16 protein-coding genes are annotated in these 20,572 nt (G+C 60.4%); 9 read left to right on the top strand and 7 right to left on the bottom strand.

The annotated features are described in order from the left end of the window. Nucleotide 1 precedes the first annotated feature (1 nt). On the bottom strand, nucleotides 2-2,419 hold the full coding sequence (locus tag ACID345_RS01480) for an ABC transporter permease (RefSeq protein WP_011521096.1): 2,418 nt from the start codon (nucleotides 2,417-2,419) through the stop codon (nucleotides 2-4). Nucleotides 2,420-2,544: 125 nt separating this feature from the next. Between ACID345_RS01480 and ACID345_RS01475 the strand changes: the two genes are divergently transcribed. Continuing rightward, entirely contained in the window at nucleotides 2,545-3,105 is a 561-nt protein-coding gene (locus tag ACID345_RS01475) for a hypothetical protein (protein ID WP_011521095.1), read from the top strand. A gap of 155 nt (nucleotides 3,106-3,260) precedes the next feature. Further along, on the top strand, nucleotides 3,261-5,876 hold the full coding sequence (locus ACID345_RS01470) for a polysaccharide deacetylase family protein (protein ID WP_011521094.1): 2,616 nt from the start codon (nucleotides 3,261-3,263) through the stop codon (nucleotides 5,874-5,876). Nucleotides 5,877-5,981: 105 nt separating this feature from the next. On the opposite strand, the gene ACID345_RS01465 is transcribed toward ACID345_RS01470, so the two are convergent. From ACID345_RS01465 to ACID345_RS01455, 3 genes are all read right to left on the bottom strand, one after another. Continuing rightward, nucleotides 5,982-6,554 carry a hypothetical protein gene (locus ACID345_RS01465; RefSeq protein ID WP_011521093.1) on the bottom strand — a complete coding sequence of 191 codons (573 nt, stop codon included), beginning with the start codon at nucleotides 6,552-6,554 and terminating at the stop codon, nucleotides 5,982-5,984. A gap of 83 nt (nucleotides 6,555-6,637) precedes the next feature. Further along, nucleotides 6,638-7,711, bottom strand: a complete 1,074-nt coding sequence (locus tag ACID345_RS01460) for an ABC transporter permease (RefSeq protein ID WP_083763640.1) — start codon at nucleotides 7,709-7,711, stop codon at nucleotides 6,638-6,640. Continuing rightward, nucleotides 7,708-8,640 carry an ABC transporter ATP-binding protein gene (locus ACID345_RS01455; RefSeq protein ID WP_011521091.1) on the bottom strand — a complete coding sequence of 311 codons (933 nt, stop codon included), beginning with the start codon at nucleotides 8,638-8,640 and terminating at the stop codon, nucleotides 7,708-7,710. Before ACID345_RS01455 ends, ACID345_RS01460 begins: the two co-directional genes overlap by 4 nt. A 559-nt stretch (nucleotides 8,641-9,199) precedes the next feature. On the opposite strand from ACID345_RS01455, the gene ACID345_RS01450 reads away from it, so the two are divergent. Genes ACID345_RS01450 through ACID345_RS01440 form a run of 3 tightly spaced genes read left to right on the top strand, consistent with a single transcriptional unit; the run spans nucleotide 9,200 to nucleotide 12,035 of the window. After that, entirely contained in the window at nucleotides 9,200-9,922 is a 723-nt protein-coding gene (locus ACID345_RS01450) for a GntR family transcriptional regulator (protein ID WP_011521090.1), read from the top strand. 8 nt (nucleotides 9,923-9,930) lie between these two features. Then, nucleotides 9,931-10,938: an ROK family protein gene (locus tag ACID345_RS01445; protein ID WP_011521089.1), complete on the top strand. Its 1,008-nt coding sequence runs from the start codon at nucleotides 9,931-9,933 to the stop codon at nucleotides 10,936-10,938. A 41-nt stretch (nucleotides 10,939-10,979) separates the two neighbouring features. Further along, on the top strand, nucleotides 10,980-12,035 hold the full coding sequence (locus ACID345_RS01440) for a 3-deoxy-7-phosphoheptulonate synthase (RefSeq protein WP_011521088.1): 1,056 nt from the start codon (nucleotides 10,980-10,982) through the stop codon (nucleotides 12,033-12,035). A gap of 104 nt (nucleotides 12,036-12,139) precedes the next feature. On the opposite strand, the gene ACID345_RS01435 is transcribed toward ACID345_RS01440, so the two are convergent. After that, nucleotides 12,140-15,127, bottom strand: coding sequence for a PEP/pyruvate-binding domain-containing protein (locus ACID345_RS01435; RefSeq protein WP_011521087.1), 2,988 nt, complete (start codon nucleotides 15,125-15,127; stop codon nucleotides 12,140-12,142). 169 nt (nucleotides 15,128-15,296) lie between these two features. Between ACID345_RS01435 and xseA the strand changes: the two genes are divergently transcribed. From xseA to glmM, 4 genes are read left to right on the top strand one after another with little or no spacing between them, the layout of a single operon-like run. Further along, the gene (xseA, locus tag ACID345_RS01430; RefSeq protein ID WP_011521086.1) at nucleotides 15,297-16,664 is read left to right on the top strand and encodes an exodeoxyribonuclease VII large subunit; all 1,368 of its coding nucleotides are present in this window, start codon (nucleotides 15,297-15,299) and stop codon (nucleotides 16,662-16,664) included. A 54-nt stretch (nucleotides 16,665-16,718) separates the two neighbouring features. After that, entirely contained in the window at nucleotides 16,719-17,597 is an 879-nt protein-coding gene (gene cdaA / locus ACID345_RS01425) for a diadenylate cyclase CdaA (RefSeq protein ID WP_011521085.1), read from the top strand. Continuing rightward, nucleotides 17,594-18,268 (top strand): CdaR family protein, encoded by a 675-nt coding sequence (locus tag ACID345_RS01420; protein WP_011521084.1) that lies wholly within the window; start codon nucleotides 17,594-17,596, stop codon nucleotides 18,266-18,268. Before cdaA ends, ACID345_RS01420 begins: the two co-directional genes overlap by 4 nt. A 3-nt stretch (nucleotides 18,269-18,271) precedes the next feature. Continuing rightward, on the top strand, nucleotides 18,272-19,663 hold the full coding sequence (glmM, locus tag ACID345_RS01415; RefSeq protein WP_011521083.1) for a phosphoglucosamine mutase: 1,392 nt from the start codon (nucleotides 18,272-18,274) through the stop codon (nucleotides 19,661-19,663). Here the strand turns inward: glmM and ACID345_RS01410 are convergent. Then, entirely contained in the window at nucleotides 19,660-20,304 is a 645-nt protein-coding gene (locus tag ACID345_RS01410; protein WP_011521082.1) for an FMN-binding negative transcriptional regulator, read from the bottom strand. The genes glmM and ACID345_RS01410 overlap by 4 nt on opposite strands. A gap of 62 nt (nucleotides 20,305-20,366) precedes the next feature. Further along, a complete protein-coding gene (locus ACID345_RS26510) occupies nucleotides 20,367-20,546 on the bottom strand; it encodes a hypothetical protein (RefSeq protein WP_148209981.1) in 180 nt (59 codons plus the stop codon). Between the last annotated feature and the right edge of the window lie 26 nt (nucleotides 20,547-20,572).

Below are 20,572 nucleotides of genomic sequence, written 5' to 3'. Positions count from 1 at the left end.
GCTACTCGTAGCGCAGGGCGGTGTTCGGCTCGACCGAAGCCGCGCGATGCGCAGGGATGTAGCACGCGAGCAGGATCACCACCATCAGGATGAATGGGACCGTGCAGAACGTCAGCAGGTCGCGCGGGTTCACCTCGTAGAGCAAGCTCGACATCACCTTCGCCAGCAGCAGTGCTCCGATTACGCCGGCAACCACGCCGACACCAGCGACCTTCGCACCCTGGGCGATGACCAGCTCAAATACATCCTTGCGCTGCGCGCCGACGGCCATCCGGATAGCGATTTCGCGCGTGCGCTGCGCGACGGAGTACGCGATGACGCCGTAAACGCCGATCGCCGAGAGCACCAGTGCGAGTCCGGCGAAGCTGAGCAGCAGTGCCATGTCGAAGCGGCGGAGCGAACCGGAGTCGGAAAAGAGTTCGTCCATGGTGTGAACGTTGAAGACGGGCACGGTCTTATCAATTTCGCCGACAGCGGCGCGCACCGACGGAACGATGCCGCCCGCAGTTCCTCGAACCGCGATGGACATGTTCTTCTGGAAGAGCGCGACGATGCTCGGCGGAAGCTGCGTGTACGGGTAGTACGCGGTGGGCTCGACTTGAATGTCGAGACTCCAGTGGCGAACATCGGCAACTTCACCGACGACGGTGTAATACGGAGCGTCCGGAATTTCGGGCTTCAGTCGCTTGCCGACGGGATCTTCGTTCGGCCAATAGCGGTCCGCGAGAGATTTGCTCACGATCGCGACGGGCTGCGAAGTGGAGGTATCGGTGTCGGCGAATTCGCGGCCGCGCAGGACGGGCGTTTGCAGCGTGCGGAAGTAGTTCGGCGTGATGGAGCGGAAACGGGTAATGACTTCGCCCTCGGCGAGCGCAGGCGTGTTGCCGTCAATCGTGATCGGCATGGAAGGATCGGCGGCGCCACTCATCGGAAGGTCGCGCCCGAGAGCGGCAGCTTCGACGCCGGGTAGCGTGCTGACGCGTTCGAAGATGCGGCGGTAGAACTCTGGCAGTTGCGCCGGCAGCAGCGATCGCGGCGCCGAGACGCGCAGCACGCTGACGTTATGCGGATTGAAGCCAGGGTCGACCTTCTGCAATTTCCAAATGGATTTCGACGCGAGCCCCGCGCCGATGAGCAGCATGCAAGCCAGCGCGGTTTCCGCGAAGACGAAGACCGAGCGCTGCCGGCCGATGCGCCCGCTGGAGGTGCGCATGCTGTCTTTCAGGACTTCGGCGACGTTCGCGCGCGACGCGGTCACCGCGGGTGCGAGTCCGAAAATCACGCCGACGAGGAGCGAGACGAGGAATGTAAAGCCGAGCACCCAACCGTCAATGCGAACTTCTTCGACACGCGGGATGTTCGTAGGATGCATCGCGAGAAGAGATTTCAGCGCAAGCGCTCCGAGGCCCAAGCCAAGCGCTCCGGCACAAATCGAGAGCACGAGACTCTCGGTGAGAAGCTGACGGATGAGTCGCGCGCGCGGTGCGCCGAGGGCGCTACGAACCGAGAGTTCGCTGCGGCGTGCGGCCCCGCGTGCGAGGAGAAGATTGATCACGTTGGCGCATGCGATCAGCAGCACAAGTCCGACGGAACCCATGAGCAACAGCAGAGCGGGCTTCACGTCGCCGTAAACGAACTCCGGCATGGACTGGAGTTGCAGGCCACGCGAGGCGTCGCCGCTGGGGTCTTGCGCTTTCAGGCGCGCAGTGATGGCGTTGACTTCCGCATCGCCTTGTTTCTTCGTCATGCCGTCAGGCAGGCGGAGGAAACCCCACATCCAGTGAATGCGGCGCGATTTCGACGGATCGGTGGGGTTGAGCTTGAGGGGCGTCCAGAGAAGTTCGTTGCGGTTCAGAACGTAGAAATTCGCCGGCATGACGCCGATGATGGTGTACGCCACGCTGTCGAGCTTGATGGTCTGGTTCAGGATGTTGGGATCGGAATTGAAGCGGGTACGCCACATGGCGTTGCTGAGGATGGCGACCGGCGGTCCGTTGAGGCTGTCTTCTTCCGGCGTGAAGTTGCGGCCGAGGACCGGCTGCACTCCGAAGTTCGGCAGCAATTCGTATTGCATGTTGCCACCGGCGACGCGCTCGGGAACATCTTGGTCCGCGATATTGAATGCCGTGGACGTGAACGCAGAAAGCTGTGCGACGATGCCGCCCTGGCGCTTCCACTCGACAAAGTTCGGCGTGGTGAAGGCGTTGATCTGCTGGTTCGCATCGTATTGCCACACGGCCATGACGCGGTCGGGCTGGTTGTACGGTAGAGGCCGCAGGAGGACGGCGTTGATCACGCTGAACATCGCCGTATTCGCGCCGATGGCGAGCGCGATGGTCAACACGGCAACGACGGTGAAGCTCGGACTGCGCAGCAGCGTGCGAACCCCGAACTTGATGTCCTGCAGCAAGTTGTTCATGGATACACCTCGGGAGTGTCTACGATAACGAGAACGCGCGGCAACTGTCGAGCGGCGTGGGACGAACGTGCGTGCATCAGGGTAGGTACTGGCAAATTGGGGGTAAGGTTGGGAAGCTTGAGGGGATGATCCTTGCAGCGGCAGCAGCGATAATGGGTGCAGCCGTGGGTGCAGCGATCACCTGGCGATTAGGGCGTCCCTCGCGCGAACTCGCTGCACAGGTATCGCACACCCAACAACACCTCGCGAAGTTAGAAGACGAATATTCGCGCTGGGAGATGGTGCGCCATCTCGCCCCGCGAACTTTTCTGCAAGGCGAACCTCCGGAGACGCAGGAAGTCGTGCTCGAATCCGAAGACGAATTTCGGATCACATCGGTCGCTTACCTCACGGGATCGGGCAGACCAGTGGTGACGCAACCGATCGACCTGCGCGGCAGGCGCGTTGCCCATGCGGTGGACGATCAGTACGTTCGCGCCGTACTGCGCATGGAGAGCAACCCGTGGGATGGATCGGGCACCGTGCAGTTGCGCTTCCGAGCGATCCTTGGCGATCTGGAAAAAGACATCGTGTTCGTGGCGTCGGTGCTGCCGGAGTTCCGACTGGGGCCGGCGGGACGGATGATGGAGTATCGGCGCGTGGTGGATCCGCGAGCGGTGCCTAGCGCCAGTGCGATGGTGAACTAGCTGCATTTGTGGCAGCGATAGGGGTCCTTCGACTGCGAATCCGCATTGGTATGCGGATTCTCCGCGCAGGATGACAGGGCGCACGTACGTCACTTTCTTCCAAACGGCGGGTGCCGTAAGCTAGCGGCAGCAAAACTTACATAGGTGTCGCATTCATGAAGTTGTTACGACTTCTTTGTCTTGCATTGTTGTTGGCGGCGCCGGTGTTCGCGCAGGCGCCGGTCGCGCAGCAGATGGACACGATCGTTGCGGCGTACCGGCAAATCATCGTTCTCACCGATGGCGAGGCTTCGCTTGACCAGATCAATCGCGATCGCGTGGCGATTATAGGCGAGGCGATGTTCGAAGAGAACCATCTGCGGATCGCGGCGCTGAACGGATCGCTGATTGGTTCTGATGGAAAACCTGCAAGCGTTCCGATCACCGAATTTCTCACTCGCGTGGAATCGAATGGCGACTATCGCGATGCCGACAAACTCGTCTTCCGCGACACGTTCGATGAGTTGCAGGACATTGTGGGCCAGCTCCCGCCGGAGTTGAAGAAGCGTGTGACCGACGACATCGCGGCGCTCGACCAGATCCAGGCGTTGTACCAGAAGGAGATCAGCGCGACATTCGGGAAATTTGCGACGCGCGCAATGCCGGTGCGACGTGAGGCTTGGACGAAGTACGTCGAGTTCCTGAAGACGAAGTATGCGCGCGAGCGAATCCTTAAAGAACACGATGCGACGCTGCCGCCGACGGAGACGCGCGGTGCGATCAAGGCGAAACGGCGCGATGAGATCTTCGGCACCGAACTTCCGCCGAAGACGATCCTGCTCACCTTCGACGACGGGCCGCATCCGAAGTACACCGACCAGGTGCTCGAAATCCTGAAGGCGCATAACATCCAGGGCGTGTTTTTCGAGGTCGGCAAGAACCTCGGAACCGTGGATGATAAGGGCGAGGTGAAGCTCACGCCGACGGCGAAGGCCGCGTATCGCGTGCTGGAACATGGGTCGGCGATCGGCAACCATAGTTATAGCCATCCGGTGCTGCCAAAGCTCGACGCGGCGAAGCAGACGGAAGAAATTCAGTCGACGAACAAGTTGATCGCCTATGTGCAGAAGAGCGATCCGACAGTGTTTCGTCCGCCGTATGGCGCGGTGAACGACGCGGTGCTCAAGGTGAGCGAGGGCGACAAGCTGAAGGCGATGATCTGGAACATCGACTCGATGGACTGGGCCGATCCGGTGCCTTCGTCGATCGTGCAGCGTGTGCTCGACGAGGTTAAGAAGCAGGGGCGCGGCATCATTCTCTTCCACGATATTCATAAGCAAGTCATCTCGGTGCTGCCGACGCTGATTGATGAACTTGAGAAAGATGGCTACACGTTTGCTTCGTGGAATGGCACGGAGGTTACGACCGGAATGCGCGGAACGCAGGTGGCGAGCGAGCCTCCGCCGGTGCAATCGATGTATCACGATAGCTGGGCGGCGGTGATTGGCATTGACGATTACAAGAACTGGCCGAAGCTGCGCTACGCCGCGAATGACGCGACTGCGGTGCGCGACGTGCTCGTGGACAAATACAAGTTCAAGCCCGACCACGTTTTCCTGCTAACGAACGAACAGGCGACCCGGCAGAACATTCTGTCGCTGCTCGGCGACAAGCTCGGTAATCCTGACATGGTGAACAAAGACGACCGCGTGTTCGTCTTTTTCGCTGGGCACGGCGCGACGCGCAAGCTGGCGTCGGGACGAGAGCTGGGATACATCATCCCGGTCGAAGCCGACCTCTCGAGCTACGAGGGACAGGCGATCTCGATGACGAATTTCCAGGACATCGCCGAGGCGATTCCGGCGAAACACCTGTTGTTCGTGATGGACTCTTGCTACAGCGGGCTGGCGCTGACGCGCGGCGCGCCGATGGCGAACTCGCAGAACTATTTGCAGGAAATTGCGCGGCGTGAGGCGCGGCAGATGTTCACCGCCGGTGGCGCGGACCAGCAAGTCGCGGATGGCGGCCCGAACGGACACTCGGTTTTCACGTGGACGTTGTTGCAAGCTCTTGACGGACGCGCCGACCTTAACGGCGATGGCGTGATCACCGCCAGCGAGTTGGCCACGTACGTTTCGCCCGCGGTTTCCGCGCTCTCGCAGCAGACGCCGTCGTTCGGCAATCTGCCCGGAAGCCAGGGCGGCGATTTCATCTTCGAGCTGAAGCATGAGTCGGAGTTCCTGGAATCGAATTCGACGCAGCTCAATGACGATGCCATCCGGTTAAACTCAGAAATCGAAAAACTGCGGGTTGCGAACGATGAGAAAGAGCGGCAGAACGAGCAGCTGCGGCAGGAGATCGCGGCACTGAAAGCCGGCAAGGAAACCGTGGCGATGGTAACGCGCGGAGCAGCGGAGCCCAGTTCGCCGAAGTCCGCATTCGCGTTGAATGATGAGGGCATGCGCCTCTACAAGGAGAAGAAATACGAGGAGGCGCTGGCGAAGTTCAAGGAAGCGGCGGAACTCGCGCCGACGAACGCGTTGTTCGCGAACAATACGGGGTTCGCATTCTTCCGTCTCGCCAAGTATGCGGAGGCGGCGGAGTGGTATCAGAAATCGATAACCATCGATCCGTCGCGCGCGATTGCGTACGTGAATCTCGGGGATGCCGATTTGAAGGTGGATAAGAGGGACGATGCGTTGAAGGCGTTCCAGAAGTACCTGGAATTGATGCCGAATGGGAAGTCGGCGGAGTATGTGAGGGCGAAGGTGAGCGAGTTGCAGGGGAAGTGATCCGTGAAATGAAAGGGCCGCAGGGGCTAAAGCCCGAGATCTCTGCGGCCGCGATCGGCACGACTGAAGTCGTGCCCTGATACAAACCTGAACGTCATAACAGCGTTAGTGTTTGGGGCCTAGGTCGCAGGAGGCTTTCACCTGGCTGAAGTTCAGGCCTTCCGGCGAGAACTCCGCAATGTAGGGTTGCGCGGAGGCCTTCTTGCGAGCGGCTAAGAACTCAACGCGGAAGACCCGAGCACCCATGGCGCGTTGGACGGAACCCTTGTCCATGGAGAGCGCTTTGCCGAGCCAGTTCCAGCCTTTGTCGTCGTGCCACGCATCGGCACGGACGCGGACTTGCATCTGCGGCTGTCCCCAGAAGCCGGGACGGTTCGGACCGGCCATACGGATGCTGGGCTGAAATTCAGCATTCTCGTAGTGGCCGTTTTTGCAGAAGAGAACCACGCGCGAGCGACGATCGCTGTCGGGCATGGTGTTGTCGGATTCGAGTTCGAATTGGACGAGTTTGGCGCCGGTCATTCTGTCTTCTGACTGAAAGACCGACCAGCGTCCGCCGGCACTTTGGGGCGGTGGGCCCTGCTGGTCCTGAGGCTCTTGCGCCCACGCACACACGCCGCCCAGAACAGCGGCGGCAACGAAGACTAGAACTACAAAGGTAGCAACTTGCTTGCGCATTCGGTTCACTCCACAGTGAGCCAGCGACACAACTCCCTTGGACTCACAGAATACAAACCCAGGTTACGGGAAAAAGTTGCGGCTTAGGTCCATCGGAAAAGACGGACCGCAACCAGGAACGAAAGCCCGCCCCACAGGCACAAGACGATCAATGGCTCGGAGAGCGATGCAAGCGTCTTCCCTTCCAGGATGACGGCGCGCAGGCTGTCGTTGAGCGCTGTCAGCGGCAGCAGGCGGATGATCGGTAGCACTTTCGCGGGGAAGCGTTCGTACGAGAAAAAGATGCCGGAGAAGATCCACATGGGCATCATGATGAGGTTCATGATGCCGCTGGCGGTCTCGATTTTCTGCGCGCGGCTGGCGGTGAGCAGGCCGAGTCCGGCGAAGGTCATGGCGCCGAGAACGCTGACCAGGATGATCGCGGGCCACGAGCCCATCACGCGCATGTGGAACATGAGAATGCCGAAGCCGAGCACGAGAAAGAGCTCAATGATCATGAGGATGAGGCGGCTGGAAGCGAGCGCGAGCAGGAAATCGCTGCGGCGCATGGGCGTAGCAATGAACCGCTTGAGCAATTTGCGCTGCCGCATATCTACCAGCGCGAAACCGATGCCCCACATGCCGGAGCCCATGAGGTTCATGCCGAGCAGGCCGGGGATGAGGAAGTCTATATAGCGGCTGCCGGGCTCGCTGTTCACACGCGAACTTGAGGACAGCACGGGCTTGCGGCCGGCGGCAATTTGCAGGGCGTCGTCAACCACGTTGCGGGCGAGAACGCTCTCCGGGCGCGCGGGGTCGTAGACGTACTCGGCGCCGCCTTTGCCGTCGGGCAGGATTTCGAGATCCACCTTGCCGAGACGAAAGCTGTTCGCTGCCTGTTCTGGCGGCTGCACCTGGATGTTGAATCGCTGCGCATCGGGTGCGGACTTCAGCAGCGTCTGGAGCGCGTCGGAGCCTTCCTGCTGCGCGAAGACGACGTTCGCCTTCTCGACCGGCTTGTTGCGAAACGCGATGCCGAGGCCGAACGCGAGCAGGATGGGAAACATGAAGATCCAGAAGATGACTTCGGGCTCGCGGAAGAGTTCCTTCATGCGTGCGCCGAGCAGGCCGGCGTAGCCGCTCCAGCGTCCGTGGGTGGTGAGTGGTTCGCTCATCATTCCTCCCGCAGGTGACGTCCGGTGAGATTCACGAAGACGTCTTCAAGGCTCGATTGCCTGGTGGTGAGTTGGCTCAATTTCCATCCACGTTCGTTGACCATTGCGAGCAGCGCGGGGATGGTGAGGTGCGGCTCCTCGACAGTGAGCGCGGTGATTTCAGCATCGCGATGTACGCCGCCTACGCCCGGAAGGCTCCGCCAGAGCGCGTCGTCCACGTTCTCTGCCTCAAGGGCAAACTCGACGCGGTGATGACCGCCGACACCGGAGATCAATTCGGCCGGGGTTCCGGCCGCGATCACCTTGCCGTGATCAATGATGGATATGTAATCGCAAAGGCGCTCGGCTTCGTCCATGTAGTGCGTGGTGAGGAGCACGGTGCCGCCAGCTTGTTGGAAGCGGCGGACGATGTCCCAGACCTGGCGGCGGCTCTGCGGATCGAGGCCGGTGGTGGGCTCGTCGAGAAACAAGATTTTTGGATTCGCGACCAGCGCCGTGGCAATGGCGAGGCGCTGTTTCTGGCCACCGGAGAGCTTGCCGACGCGGGCATCGGCTTTCTCCGTCAGCGAGAGTTCTTCAAGCACAGTATTTACCGGTCTCGACACTTTATAAAAGCCGGCGAAGAGTTCGACGGTTTCGCGGACGGTGAGTTTTTCGCCGAGACGCGTCTCTTGCAGCGAGATGCCGATGAGTTCGCGGAGTTCGCGCGAATTTTTCGTCCAGGTATGACCGAGGATTTGGACTTCGCCGGAGGTGGCGTCGAGAAGGCCTTCGAGGATTTCGATGGTGGTCGTCTTGCCGGCGCCGTTAGGGCCGAGCAGGCCGAAGCACTGTCCGGCATAGATGGTGAGGTCGAGTCCGCGAACGGCTTCGACCTTGCCTTCGTACGTCTTGCGAAGGTCCTTGCAGCGGACCACGACCTGTTCAGGCATGCCGTGAAATTTTCCCACATCCCAAGAAAAAAGGCAGGGCGCTTGGAGGTCAGAAGCGTCCCTGCCGAACTGGTTCAGCTGCACGTAGCGTCGACCAGACTTAGCTACGCGTTGCCAGCATTAGCGCTTCGGCAAACGCCTTGGTTGTTGGTTCGGGCTGGTAAATATTGCTATATAGCTTTATTTACGTGAGCGTCAAGTGAAACCGAAGGAGGCCGACGATTTGTCCCCGCTACAGACCGAATTGCTATAGCGCGAATTTTACGCTGCGAACGGCCTTGTCTTGTTCCTGTTTTGACACTGGAACCGGGGATAATTTGCGTTATTTCCTTGCCACTCCGAAAAGAGTCCGCCTATCGTGCCGACGGGAACAGACGAGTCGCTATATAGCGATTCCTTGCGGCGAAGACACAAAAGCCCTCTTGCGAAGGGAGGGCGAGCATTGTATAAAGCTCTATAGCTCTCGCCTTGGGTTTTGTAAACTTGGAAACAACGAGCACATAGAGGAGCGGCGCCACGGCGGGCCAATCGCGACAGCCGTGTAGCTCTGGGGACAACCATGCCAACCATTCGCAAGAACGGGACCCCGGCGTACAAGCGCATCCAGGACACGATCCTGAAGCGCATTGAGCGGGGCGAACTGAAGCCGGGCGATGCGGTGGAGTCCGAGCGTTCGCTGGCGCGTCTGCACGACGTGAGCCTGATGACGGCGCGTCACGCCCTGGTGGGGCTGGAGCGCGAGGGCCTTGTAGAACGAAGGCATGGCGCGGGAACGTTTGTCGCGGCACCGAAAATCCACTTCAACAAGCTCACCAGTTTCAGCGAACAACTGGCAGCGCGCAGCCTCGATTCCGCTTCGCGCGTGGTTGCGCTCAAGGTCGTGGACGATGAAGACGAGATCGCCGCGCGTCTTTCCCTGCCGGGAGCGAGCCGGCTGCTGCGAATCGAACGGGTACGGCTTGGATCCGGCGAACCGTTTGCCGTGGAGAGTTGCTACTTGTCGGCGGAAGACTTTCGCGGCGTATCGCGGCAGGCGCTGGAGCGCGGATCGCTCTTTACCTTGATGGAGAAGGAATACGGCATCACCATCGCGCATGCCGACGAGGAAATTGATGCGACCGGTGCGGACCCTGATCTCGCGCGGTTGCTCGCGGTTCCCAAGGGATATCCTGTATTGCGCATTCGTCAGACGATCTATTCCACGCAGGGCAAGCCGATTTTGTATGTGCTCGGCATGTACCGCGCCGACCGCCACGTGTTGCGGATCAGGCGCTATCGTTAGGAGCAGGCATGGGAGCCAGGGGAGAGGCGTTCCTGGGAGTCGACATCGGCGGCACGAAGGTCGCCGCCGGACTGGTGAACGATAACGGCGAGCTTCTCTACAAGACTCGCAATCCGATGAATTGCTCGCGTGGAGCGGACGAAGCCGTCAATGCGGTGCGGGAGGCGATTGACCGGACTATCCGCGAAAATCCCGAAGCTGAAGTGCGCGCGATTGGATTGAGTTCACCTGGCTCGGTGGACCCGCGCACCGGCACCGTGGTAATGGCGACCAACCTTCCCTGCTGGAAAAATTTTGGGCTCGCCGAGATTATCGCGAAACAGTACGGACTTCCGACCGAACTGCACAACGATGCCAACGCCGCCGGACTTGCGGAAGCGGTTTGGGGCAACGGCGTGGGGTACGACTCCGTCTTTTACGCGACGGTGGGGACCGGAATCGGCACGGCGATCTTGTTCGATCGCCAGGTTTATCTCGGACGCACCGGCTCGGCAGGCGAAGGCGGCCACATGAGCATCAACTTCGATCATCGCGGCCCACGCTGCGCATGCGGCAAGCCCGGATGCATCGAGTACCTCGCGGCGGGGCCGGGGATCGCGACCCGCGCGCGGCGGAGAATCGAGTCGGCCTCGGGCAATGAAGGCGCGAAGCTCATCGAACTCGCGGGCGGGGATGTTTCGAAGATCACCGGCGAGACCGTGGAAGCCGCGTGGAAAGCGGGCGATCGGCTGGCGACCGAAGTGTTCGAAGAGACTGCCGATTACATCGCTATCTGGCTGGGCAACATTGTGGACTTCCTCGAACCCGATGTGATCGTGATGGGCGGCGGCGTGGGCAACATGCTCTCGCCATGGTATCCGCGGATCCGCGAGTACCTGCGCTCGTGGTCGGTGAATCCGCGCGCGGGCGAGATCCCGTTCGTGCAGGCGAAGTACGGGCCGGATTCGGGCATCGTTGGCGCGGCTGCGCTGGTGGTGCATCCGGGGCAGTACATCATGCACGCGCCTACGCACTGAGCTGAAACCGCTGTGGTAAGGTGGATTTCAGCGAGTTTCCGATGATCCGCCCGACCGAAGACTTACGCATCCAGTGGACAAAAGTTGTTCTTCCGCCGGCGTTCCTCGACGAGGAACTGCCGACGACGGAGAACGCTTCAGCGACCGTCGCGAACGCGCGCAACACGGTGCGCGACATAATTCGTGGAGAAGATTCGCGGCTGCTGGTGGTGCTGGGACCGTGTTCCATCCATGACGTGAAAGCGGCGCGCGAATATGCGGCGCTGCTGAAAGACGCAATCACCGAGCTTTCGAACGATCTCTTCCTGGTAATGCGGGTGTACTTCGAGAAGCCTCGCACCACGATTGGGTGGAAGGGGCTGATCAACGATCCGCACCTCGACGAGTCGTTCAACATCAACGACGGCCTGCGGATTTCGCGGCATTTGCTGCTGGATCTCGCGGAGATGGGTGTTCCCGCAGGCACGGAATTTCTTGACATGATTACGCCGCAGTATCTTGCGGGATTGGTGTGCTGGGGCGCGATCGGAGCGCGTACCACCGAGAGCCAGATCCATCGCGAGCTGGTGAGTGGACTGTCGTGTCCGGTGGGATTTAAGAATGGGACGTCGGGAAATGTCGGCATCGCGATTGAGGCGGTGCAGTCGGCAGCACATCCGCATACGTTCCTCGGACACACGAAGTATGGGCAGTCGGCGATCTTCGCGACCACGGGCAATCCGGATTGCCATGTGATCCTGCGCGGCGGACGCAAGCTGGCAAATTACGACGCGGCGTCCGTGAAAGAAGCGTGTGGGCTGCTGGAGAAGGCTGGGTTGCCGCAGCGCTTGATGATCGATTGCAGCCACGCCAACAGCAACAAGGACCACACGCGTCAGGGCGCGGTGGCGCGCGATGTGGCTGGGCAGATTGCCGGCGGAAACAAAGCGATCATCGGCGTGATGATTGAGAGCAACCTCGTCGGTGGCGCACAGAAGTTCGTGAAGGGCAAGCCGCTGGTCTACGGGCAGAGCATTACCGACGCTTGCATTGACTGGAAAGAAACGCGGGGGCTGCTGGGGGAACTGGCGGCTGCGGTGCGCTCTCGCCGGAAGTAGCCTAGTGATCGTGGTGACGATAGGGGTCCTTCGACTGCTCGACCTTCGGTCGCTTCGCTCCGGATGACAGAATTTCAAAACCAAAACACCGCACCAAAACACGGCTAGGGTCGAGTTTCCTGTCCGGGCTTGAAGATCATGCCTTCGCGGGTCATGCCGTTCATCACGACCGTTGCGGGCTGATCGAAGCGCAGGTGGCGCACGCAATCGATTTCTTCGCGAGCATTCTGCGCACCGAGCCAGTCCCAATCGAGAAGGCCGTGGCCGTTCTCGGGATTCACCGTGAAATAACCGACTTGAAACGCCATTAAGTTCTGGAAGAAGTGGCTGCCCTGCGACGGGGTGACGGCCATATCTTTGAAGCCGGTTTCAACGATGACCCGGGCGCCGGCGATTTCGTCCCATTCGATTGGGATGCCGAGCCACGGATCGTTCGACCCCCAGCGTCCGACGCCGATGAGCAGATAGGGGCGGTCTTCGTCCATGAGGTTGGCATTGAAGTGCGCGACGGCCTCAGCGACTTGCTGGCTGCGTCCACGCTCGAAGCGATGGAAGTCCACGACCACGACATCGCGAAGATTTTGGACTCGGCCGTTGCCGAGGACGCTGGTACTTTTGCAGATCAGCGTGGCATCGTCAACATCGCCCATGTGCAGGTTTTCGTTCTCGCCGGAGAGGACGAGCGGACGCACCTGGAGGAAGCCGAAGTTCGCGGGTTCGCCTTCTACCCGCGGCAGACGGACGGCAAATTCGATTTCGACGGGCTGTCCGAGCGCAGCTTCCCCGACTTTCGAGAGGTCGTCGAGAATGCGCGCGAGCGGGAAGATCTCCTGCTTAAGGATCGGCGCGAAGCTGACGATGCGGGCTCCGGAGCGGCCCATACCATCGTAGACGCGATCGTTGTCGGGACTGTAGGTGGAGGCCACGGGCGCGAGCGTTCCATCTTCTTCTGCGACGTTCAACTGGAAGCGCGTTTCACGCAAGGACGAGACAGGATTGTCGTTGTGTCGTTGGTCGAGGTCCATCGCCCAGAATTCCGACTGCGAGGTGGAGAGGATCTCTTTTACCTCGGAAAACTGTATCGGGTGGCGAGGATAGCGCGGGCAGAACGACAGGCAGCGTCCGCCCTCGACGACCGCGCGACCCATACCGAGCGCAACGGCGGCGATGCCATCACCGGCCGCCATGGGTGCAGTCGGGTAGAAGTTATGCGAGCGCACGACGCCGGAAAAGTCCGGATAAAAACGCGTGTCGTGCTGCGATCCAACGACTTGCTGGACGATGACCGCCATCTTTTCTTCTTCGAGACGGTACGGTGTGGCGCGAACGTAGGCCTTGGCGTGTTGGCTGAAGGTCGAGGCATAGATCAGCTTGATGGCGCGTCCGAGTTGCGCGAGGCGTTCTTCCTCCGTCGGCTGCTGGTTGCCGAGCATGAAGGTCTCGTATACGCCGGTGAACGGCTGGTAGTGCGAGTCTTCGAGCAGGCTCGAAGAACGAACAGCCAGCGGATACTTCGCTTCTTCGAGAAACGCGGTTAGGTCGCGGATGAGCGTCGCGGGCAATTCGGCTTCGAGGAAGCGGCGTCGGATGTCGGCGTCGTCAGTGCAGCGGATCGCGAACTCGAGGAGGTTGTTCTCGGTGAGGAAGCGATCGAAGTATTCGGTGCTCACGACGACCGCGGGTGGAACGGAAACTTTGACGCCGGGAAAACGCCGCGAGAATCGCTGTTTGTAGAGGAGGTGGCGCATGAACGCCAAGCCGCGCGCCTTGCCGCCGAGCGAACCTGAACCGATTCGCAGGAAGAAGGCGTCTCCAATTTTGAAGTTGGCGGCGTCGAAGTCGCCTATTGAAACTTCCGTCTGCTCGCGGCGGTATTCGTTGATCGAGTCGATGAGATCGTTACGAAGGTCTTCCAGGGTTGCGAAATCCGAAACCTTGCGCGGACGCAGCTTTTGCGCGACTGCGAATTCGGTGCGCGCAGTGAGCCATCGCGAGAAGTGATTGCGTTGACTGTGGTACGCAATGCTCTCCGGCGGCACGCGATGCAGGTGCGCCTCGAGCTGGTTCATGTCGCTGGCGCGGCCGACCTCTTCCCCACTGGGAAGCCGGAATACGAAATCGCCGAAGGCGCACTGCTGCGTGAGCAGGCGTCGGAAGTCGCGGAGGAACGTGGGCGAACGTTTTTGCAGGAACGCGAAGCCCTCGTCGTGGGCGCGCGTTTTGTACTCGGTATGGCTGGAGTGCAGCACGATCGGCACGTCGGGCACGAGGTCGCGAATGTAGTGTGCGAGTTCGAAGCCGGCTTCGGCTTCAGGCGCGCCGGCGCGCGGAAATTGCACATCAGAGACGACGGCGAGCAGGTTCTCACGATACTGCTGCGCATACTTCTCGGCTTCTTCGAAATCGGAACAGAGCAGGATTTTCGGACGCGCACGCTGGCGTACCAATTTATGCGCGACGTTAATGCCTTCGCGAATCACGCGCTTCGACTGCGTGATCAGCTCGGTGTAAATCACCGGCAGCACGGATGAGTAATAACGGATGTTGTCTTCGACGACCAGCAGCACGGGGACGCCGACAGTCTTCGTGTCGTGCAGCGCGTTGCGCTTGTCTTCGATGTACTTAACCATCGCAACCAGCACGCGCGCATTGCCCTGCCAGAGAAAAATGCGATCGATGTCGGTGACGGGATTACGCGCGATGAAATTCTTGACCTCGCGATAGTCGTAGGCGAGCACGAGCACCGGGACATCGCTGCCGGACTTGCGGATTTCGCGCGCGAGTTGCGCCGCGTTCATTTCGCCAACCGCGAGGTTGGTAACGATAAGGTTGAAGCGCGGCTGCGAGCGCATGATCTCCAGCGCCTGCGCGCAGTTCGAGACGTGCGTGATGCCCGGGATGTGCTGGAGATCGAGTTCGCGCGATTCGCCGATGAGCAACTCGTTGAGGCGCCCGTCTTCGCGGAGGATGAAGGAGTCGTAGAGGCTGGAGACGAGCAGGATGTCCTGCACGCGGAAGGGCATGAGGCTGTCGAAACTTTCGAGGGTTTCCTCAGCGTCGCGAAGCGGGGCGGTGCTGCGCGTGGTGGCCATGACCGCGGTGGATTATATGCTTTGAGAGGGTGGAGCGAATGTGATGCGACCGTCGCAAGTGAGAGATTTTCGAAGAAGATAGGGGTCCTTCGACTTCGCGTGCTCCGCACGCTCCGCTCAGGATGACAGGGCGCAAACTCAGGCGCGGGGATGGGGTACACTGCCCTCAATGTCCTTTAGCGACCAGCTTGGGTTCACCTTTTCAGCTCCGCAGCGGCGGATTTGGCAGGTGCGCGACATTGTGAGTGCGGTGCGCGCGGCGCTGGAGCGCGAGTACGCCGATGTATGGGTGGAGGGCGAGATTTCGAACTTTCGCCCGGCGGATTCTGGACATCTTTATTTCTCACTGAAAGATGAATCGACGCAGTTGCGGATCGTAATGTTCCGTTCGCAGGCGCGGCTGTTGAAGTTCCGCCCCGAGAATGGGCTGAAGGTAATCGCGCGCGGAAAAGTCACGCTCTACGAGGGGCGCGGCGAACTGCAACTGATGGCCGAGTACCTGGAGCCTCAGGGTGCCGGTGCGCTACAAATCGCGTTCGAGCAGCTTAAGGCGAAGCTGCAGGCAGAAGGATTGTTCGCGCGTGAGCGCAAGAAGCCGATTCCGGCACTGCCGAAGAAGATTGGCGTGGTGACTTCGCCGCGCGGAGCGGTGATTCAGGACATTCTCAATGTGCTGCGAAGGCGGCACAACAGCGTGCACGTGCTGATCTTCCCGGCACAGGTGCAAGGCGAGACCGCAGCGTCGGAAGTTGCCAGCGGCGTGCGGTATTTCAATAAGGCGGCGAATGTCGAGGTGATCATCGTGGCGCGCGGTGGCGGCTCGATCGAAGATCTAGCGGCGTTCAACGACGAGGGGCTGGCGCGGTCGATTGCGACGTCGACGATTCCGGTAATTTCAGCGGTGGGCCACGAGACGGACTTCACGATCTGCGATTTCGTGGCGGATCTGCGGGCGCCAACGCCGTCGGCTGCAGCCGAATTGGTGATTCGCTCGAAGCAGGAAGTGGATGAGCGGCTGACGGCGCTAAGCACCCATTTGGCGCGGGCGTTGCGGGTTCGGCTCCTGGAATACGAAAAGAAGTTGGACCGGTTGGCGCGGCATGGGGCGTTTGGCGGGATGCAGACGGCCATCGCGCGTCGGCAGCAGCGGGTGGACGACCTTGCCTTCAGGCTCTCCGTGGCGCAAACAAATGTCTTCCGGCAACTGCATCGGCGGCTGGACGTGGCTTCCACGCGGGTGCGGCACCATGATTTGCGGAGCCGATTTGCGGCCGAACATCGCGAACTGAGTGCCCGGGTGGAGAAGTTGGCTGCCACGTTGCGCGCGAATCTAATGCGGCGGCGCACGCGAATTGAGCGGCTCGCGGGGCAACTGCAAGGGCTCTCCCCGATCTCTATTCTGGAGCGCGGCTACGCGCTGGTCTTTGATGCCGAGGGGCGTTTGCTCAAAGACGCTCGGCAGGTGCGCGAAGGTAACACGATCCGTGCACAACTGGCGCTGGGGCAAATCAGTGCGGTAGTGAAGAAGCCGGAATAGTGCTTTAGAATAAAGAGTTGGCGAGCACGCACCCTAAGTCTGAGAGAGGACAAAATGGGGCAGTGGTTAGCACGAGGACGCGCACCCCAGGCGACGGACATGGCCACGGCTGTGCTCGACGTCCTCATCGTTGCGCTGCTCATTTATGAGTTCCTCAAGCTGATCCGCGGCACCCGCGCTACGCCCATGCTGATGGGCGTCTTCGTACTGGCTCTAGCATTCGTCGCCGCGCAATTCGCCGAACTGCGCACGCTCGATTGGCTGATGACCACTCTGCTGCCTTACGGCATCTTTGCCATGATCGTGGTGTTCGCGGCAGAGATACGGCACGCATTGGCGCGACTGGGAAGAAAACTGGCGAGTTCGCGCTCTTCTGCAGCGAACTCCGAGTCGTATGACGATGTGGTGCTCGCGGCGAACCTGTTCTCACAGAACCAGACTGGCGCGCTGATGGTGATTGAGCGCGAGATCGGCCTACGGACCTACATTGAGAGCGGCGTCGCGCTGGATGCCCATATTTCTTATGACCTGCTGGCGACGATCTTCCGGCCGAGCGCTCCGCTGCACGATGGCGCGGTGATTATCCAAAAAGATCGCGTCGCGGCGGCGGCGTGTTTCCTGCCGCTCTCGATGAACCCAATTCTCTCCACGCAGTTGGGCACGCGACATCGGGCGGGCATCGGGATAACAGAAGAAAGCGATGCAATTGCGGTGATTGTGTCGGAAGAAACCGGCGCGATCTCGGTTGCCGTCGCGGGCCAGATCGAGCGCGATATCACGCCTGACGAATTGCGCGAACGGCTGAGCGTATTACTTCGCCGCCATGTGCCGGCGACGACGCTGCCGACGCACCAGGACCCGGACCTTGATGCTGCGACGTATCCGTCGGGTGTGCGGGAATCGGATGACGATGCGACGGAGTTGCAACGATGATCCACTGGCTGCGCACCCATGTGTTTGGGCACATCTGGCTGAAGATCGTTTCGATCCTGATTGCGCTGTTGTTGTGGTGGGCCGTGGCGCACGACCAGCCGGCGGAAATCGCGTTGAGCGTGCCGATCGAGTTCTACAACACGCCGGAGCACCTGGAAATCAGCAGCGAGCGTATCCAGCGGGCCGAGATCCGCGTGCAGGGGCCGGCGCGCATTCTGCGCCAGATGACGAACGCCGACATTGATGCGGTGATCGATCTCGCAGGGGCGCACGTGGGAGAACATACGTTCGACCTCACGCCGAAGCAAATCCGTCACCTGCCGCACAACGTGAACATTGTGCAGGTAGTGCCGTCGCAGATCCGGCTCGACCTCGACCGCAGCGCGTCGAAGGTGGTGGATGTAACGCCGCGGGTGATTGGCACATTTGCGGCGGGCTACAGGCTGGGCGATGTGGAAGTGAATCCGGCGAAGATTACGATCGTCGGGCCACAGTCGCGTTTGAACAATATTGACGCCGCGATCACGGACCCAGTGGATGCCACCGGGCTCGTGGGACGTGGTACTTTCACTACACAGGCTTTTGTCGGCGACCCTCTCGTCCAACAGCTGAATCCTGAGCCTATCCACGTCACCGTTTCAACGACGAAGACCAAGCCTGGGGAGAAGTAGAAGTTGTCGTTACCAACCATGGACAAACCTGTACGTCAGCTTTTCGGCACAGATGGAATTCGCGGGGTTGCCGGCGAGTATCCACTCGATCCGCATACTGTGTTCGCCATTGGCCGCGCGTTGGGCGCGCGTCTCGTGGAGAAGTACCAGACCGCTCGCGTGCTGATTGGGCAGGACACTCGCGAATCAAGCGACTGGATCAGCCGCGCGCTTGCGCGTGGCTTGGAGAGCGCGAATTGCGGAGTTGCCAGCGCCGGGGTGATCACGACACCGGGCGTGGCATACCTCACGCGCACGCATGGATTTTCCGCGGGGATCGTGGTGTCGGCGTCGCACAATCCGTGGACCGATAACGGCATCAAGGTCTTCGGCGCGAATGGGTACAAGCTCTCGGACGATATCGAGCACGAGATCGAAGCGCAGATCTTCTATCACCTCGAAGAACTCGAGCGCGCCGAAAGCGAAGGCGAAGGACCGGCCATGCTGCCCGGAGATGACAAACTTCGCGAAGATTACGCAGAGTGGCTGCGGTCGCAGGTCGAGGGCACGGATTTCAGCAAGTTCCGCGTTCTGCTCGACTGCGCGAATGGTGCGGCAAGTTCCATCGCGCACCTTGTGTTTCCGAAAGTAGGAGTGTTCAGCGAATTCACGCACATTTGTCCAACGGGACGGAACATCAACGCGAATTGCGGGGCGCTGCATCCGGAAGAAGCCGCCAAGCATGTTGGACAATCGCGCGGGCGATTCGATCTTGGGATTACGTTTGATGGCGATGCCGATCGCGCTCTCTTCAGTGATGGGGACGGCAATATCGTGAATGGCGATGCCGTGTTGCTGCTCGCGGCACGAGATATGAAAGCGCGCGGGCACCTCAAGGAAGACACCGTCGTGGCGACGACGATGTCAAACATGGGGTTGGAAGCGGCGCTGAAGCGCTCCGGGATCCGCATGCTGCGCGCGGCTGTGGGCGACAAGTACGTGTTGGAAGAAATGAAGAAGACTGGCGCGACACTCGGCGGCGAACAGTCGGGACACATTCTGTTCATGGACAGTGACGCAACGACGGGCGACGGTATCCTGACGGCTCTGCGAGTCCTCGAGGTATTGGCGCGATCGGGCAAGTCACTGGCGGAACTGATCGCTGATCTTAAGGTCTTCCCGCAGGTCATTCGCAACGTGAAAGTAAACGCCAAGATTCCGATGAAAGAACTGCCCGCGGTAATGAGCGCGATTGAAGCTGCCGAGCAAGATCTTGGCGATAGCGGGCGCGTGGTCGTGCGCTACTCAGGAACGGAAAAATTGGCGCGGGTGATGATCGAAGCGGAATCGGAAGCGAAAATGAATCAGCACGCGACCGCGATCGCCGAGGCGATCCAGGAAGCCATCGGAATTTAGCTTTTCTCTTTCGGCGACGGAGGGGCGTCGAGCCTCTCCATTTCTTTTGCGACTTCTTCTCCACGCTGTTGCAATCCTGCCATCGCTCCTGCGCGGTCTGCCTCTGAGCGGTTCTGGCTCAGCTTCCACGACGACTCGATGCGAGTGATCTTCACCTCGAAGGCGATGATCGCTTTCAGCATGGCTTCGATATAGTCGGCCGGCGCGTCGCCGACCTTCCACGGATGTTCGAGTGAAGATTCGTGAGCTTCGGTCAGGCGAGTGACGATATCGAGGAGTTTGTCGCGGTCTTCGCTGAAGTGGATTTCGCCATAGGCGTGGATGGCGATGTAATTCCAGGTGGGCACGACTTTGCCGTGCTCGCGCTTGGCTGCGTACCAGTTGGGTGAGATGTAGGCGTTGGGGCCCGTGAAGATGGCGAGTGCTTCGGTGCCTGCGGGAGTGTCCTTCCATTGCGAGTTCGCGCGCGCGATGTGGCCGCGAAGGACGCCGTGATCGGCGTCGGCGTCAAAGAGCACCGGAGCCTGCGTGGCGACAAGGCCATGCGGCGTAGTCGTAACGAGCGAGACCAACCCGATGTGCCGCATCATCTCGTGGATGGCGGTGAGATCTTCCTGCTTGAAGTGGGATGGTGTATACACGACGCCCTCGCTTCCTGGCGACAGTGTCGCCGAACGCGAGGGCGGAAATCAATGCGGAGAAATTAGAGCGATGCGTGATGCGGTTGAGGAAGCGCGGTCAGGCACTCAATGTGCCACGCACGATGAGCTTTCAGCTCAGCATCAGCGGCGATCAGCCCGTTCAGAGAATCATGAACCTCGCGGCGGCACAGGGCTGACTGTAGCGTGCCGAGCTTCACCATACGCAAGTGCTGGTTCGCCACGTGCAGAGCATCCACTGCCTTTTGAT

The sequence above is a fragment of the Candidatus Koribacter versatilis Ellin345 genome, assembly GCF_000014005.1.
In the GTDB taxonomy this organism is placed as follows: Bacteria; Acidobacteriota; Terriglobia; order Terriglobales; family Acidobacteriaceae; genus Korobacter; species Korobacter versatilis_A.
This window is presented reverse-complemented; position numbering and strand designations above follow the sequence as displayed.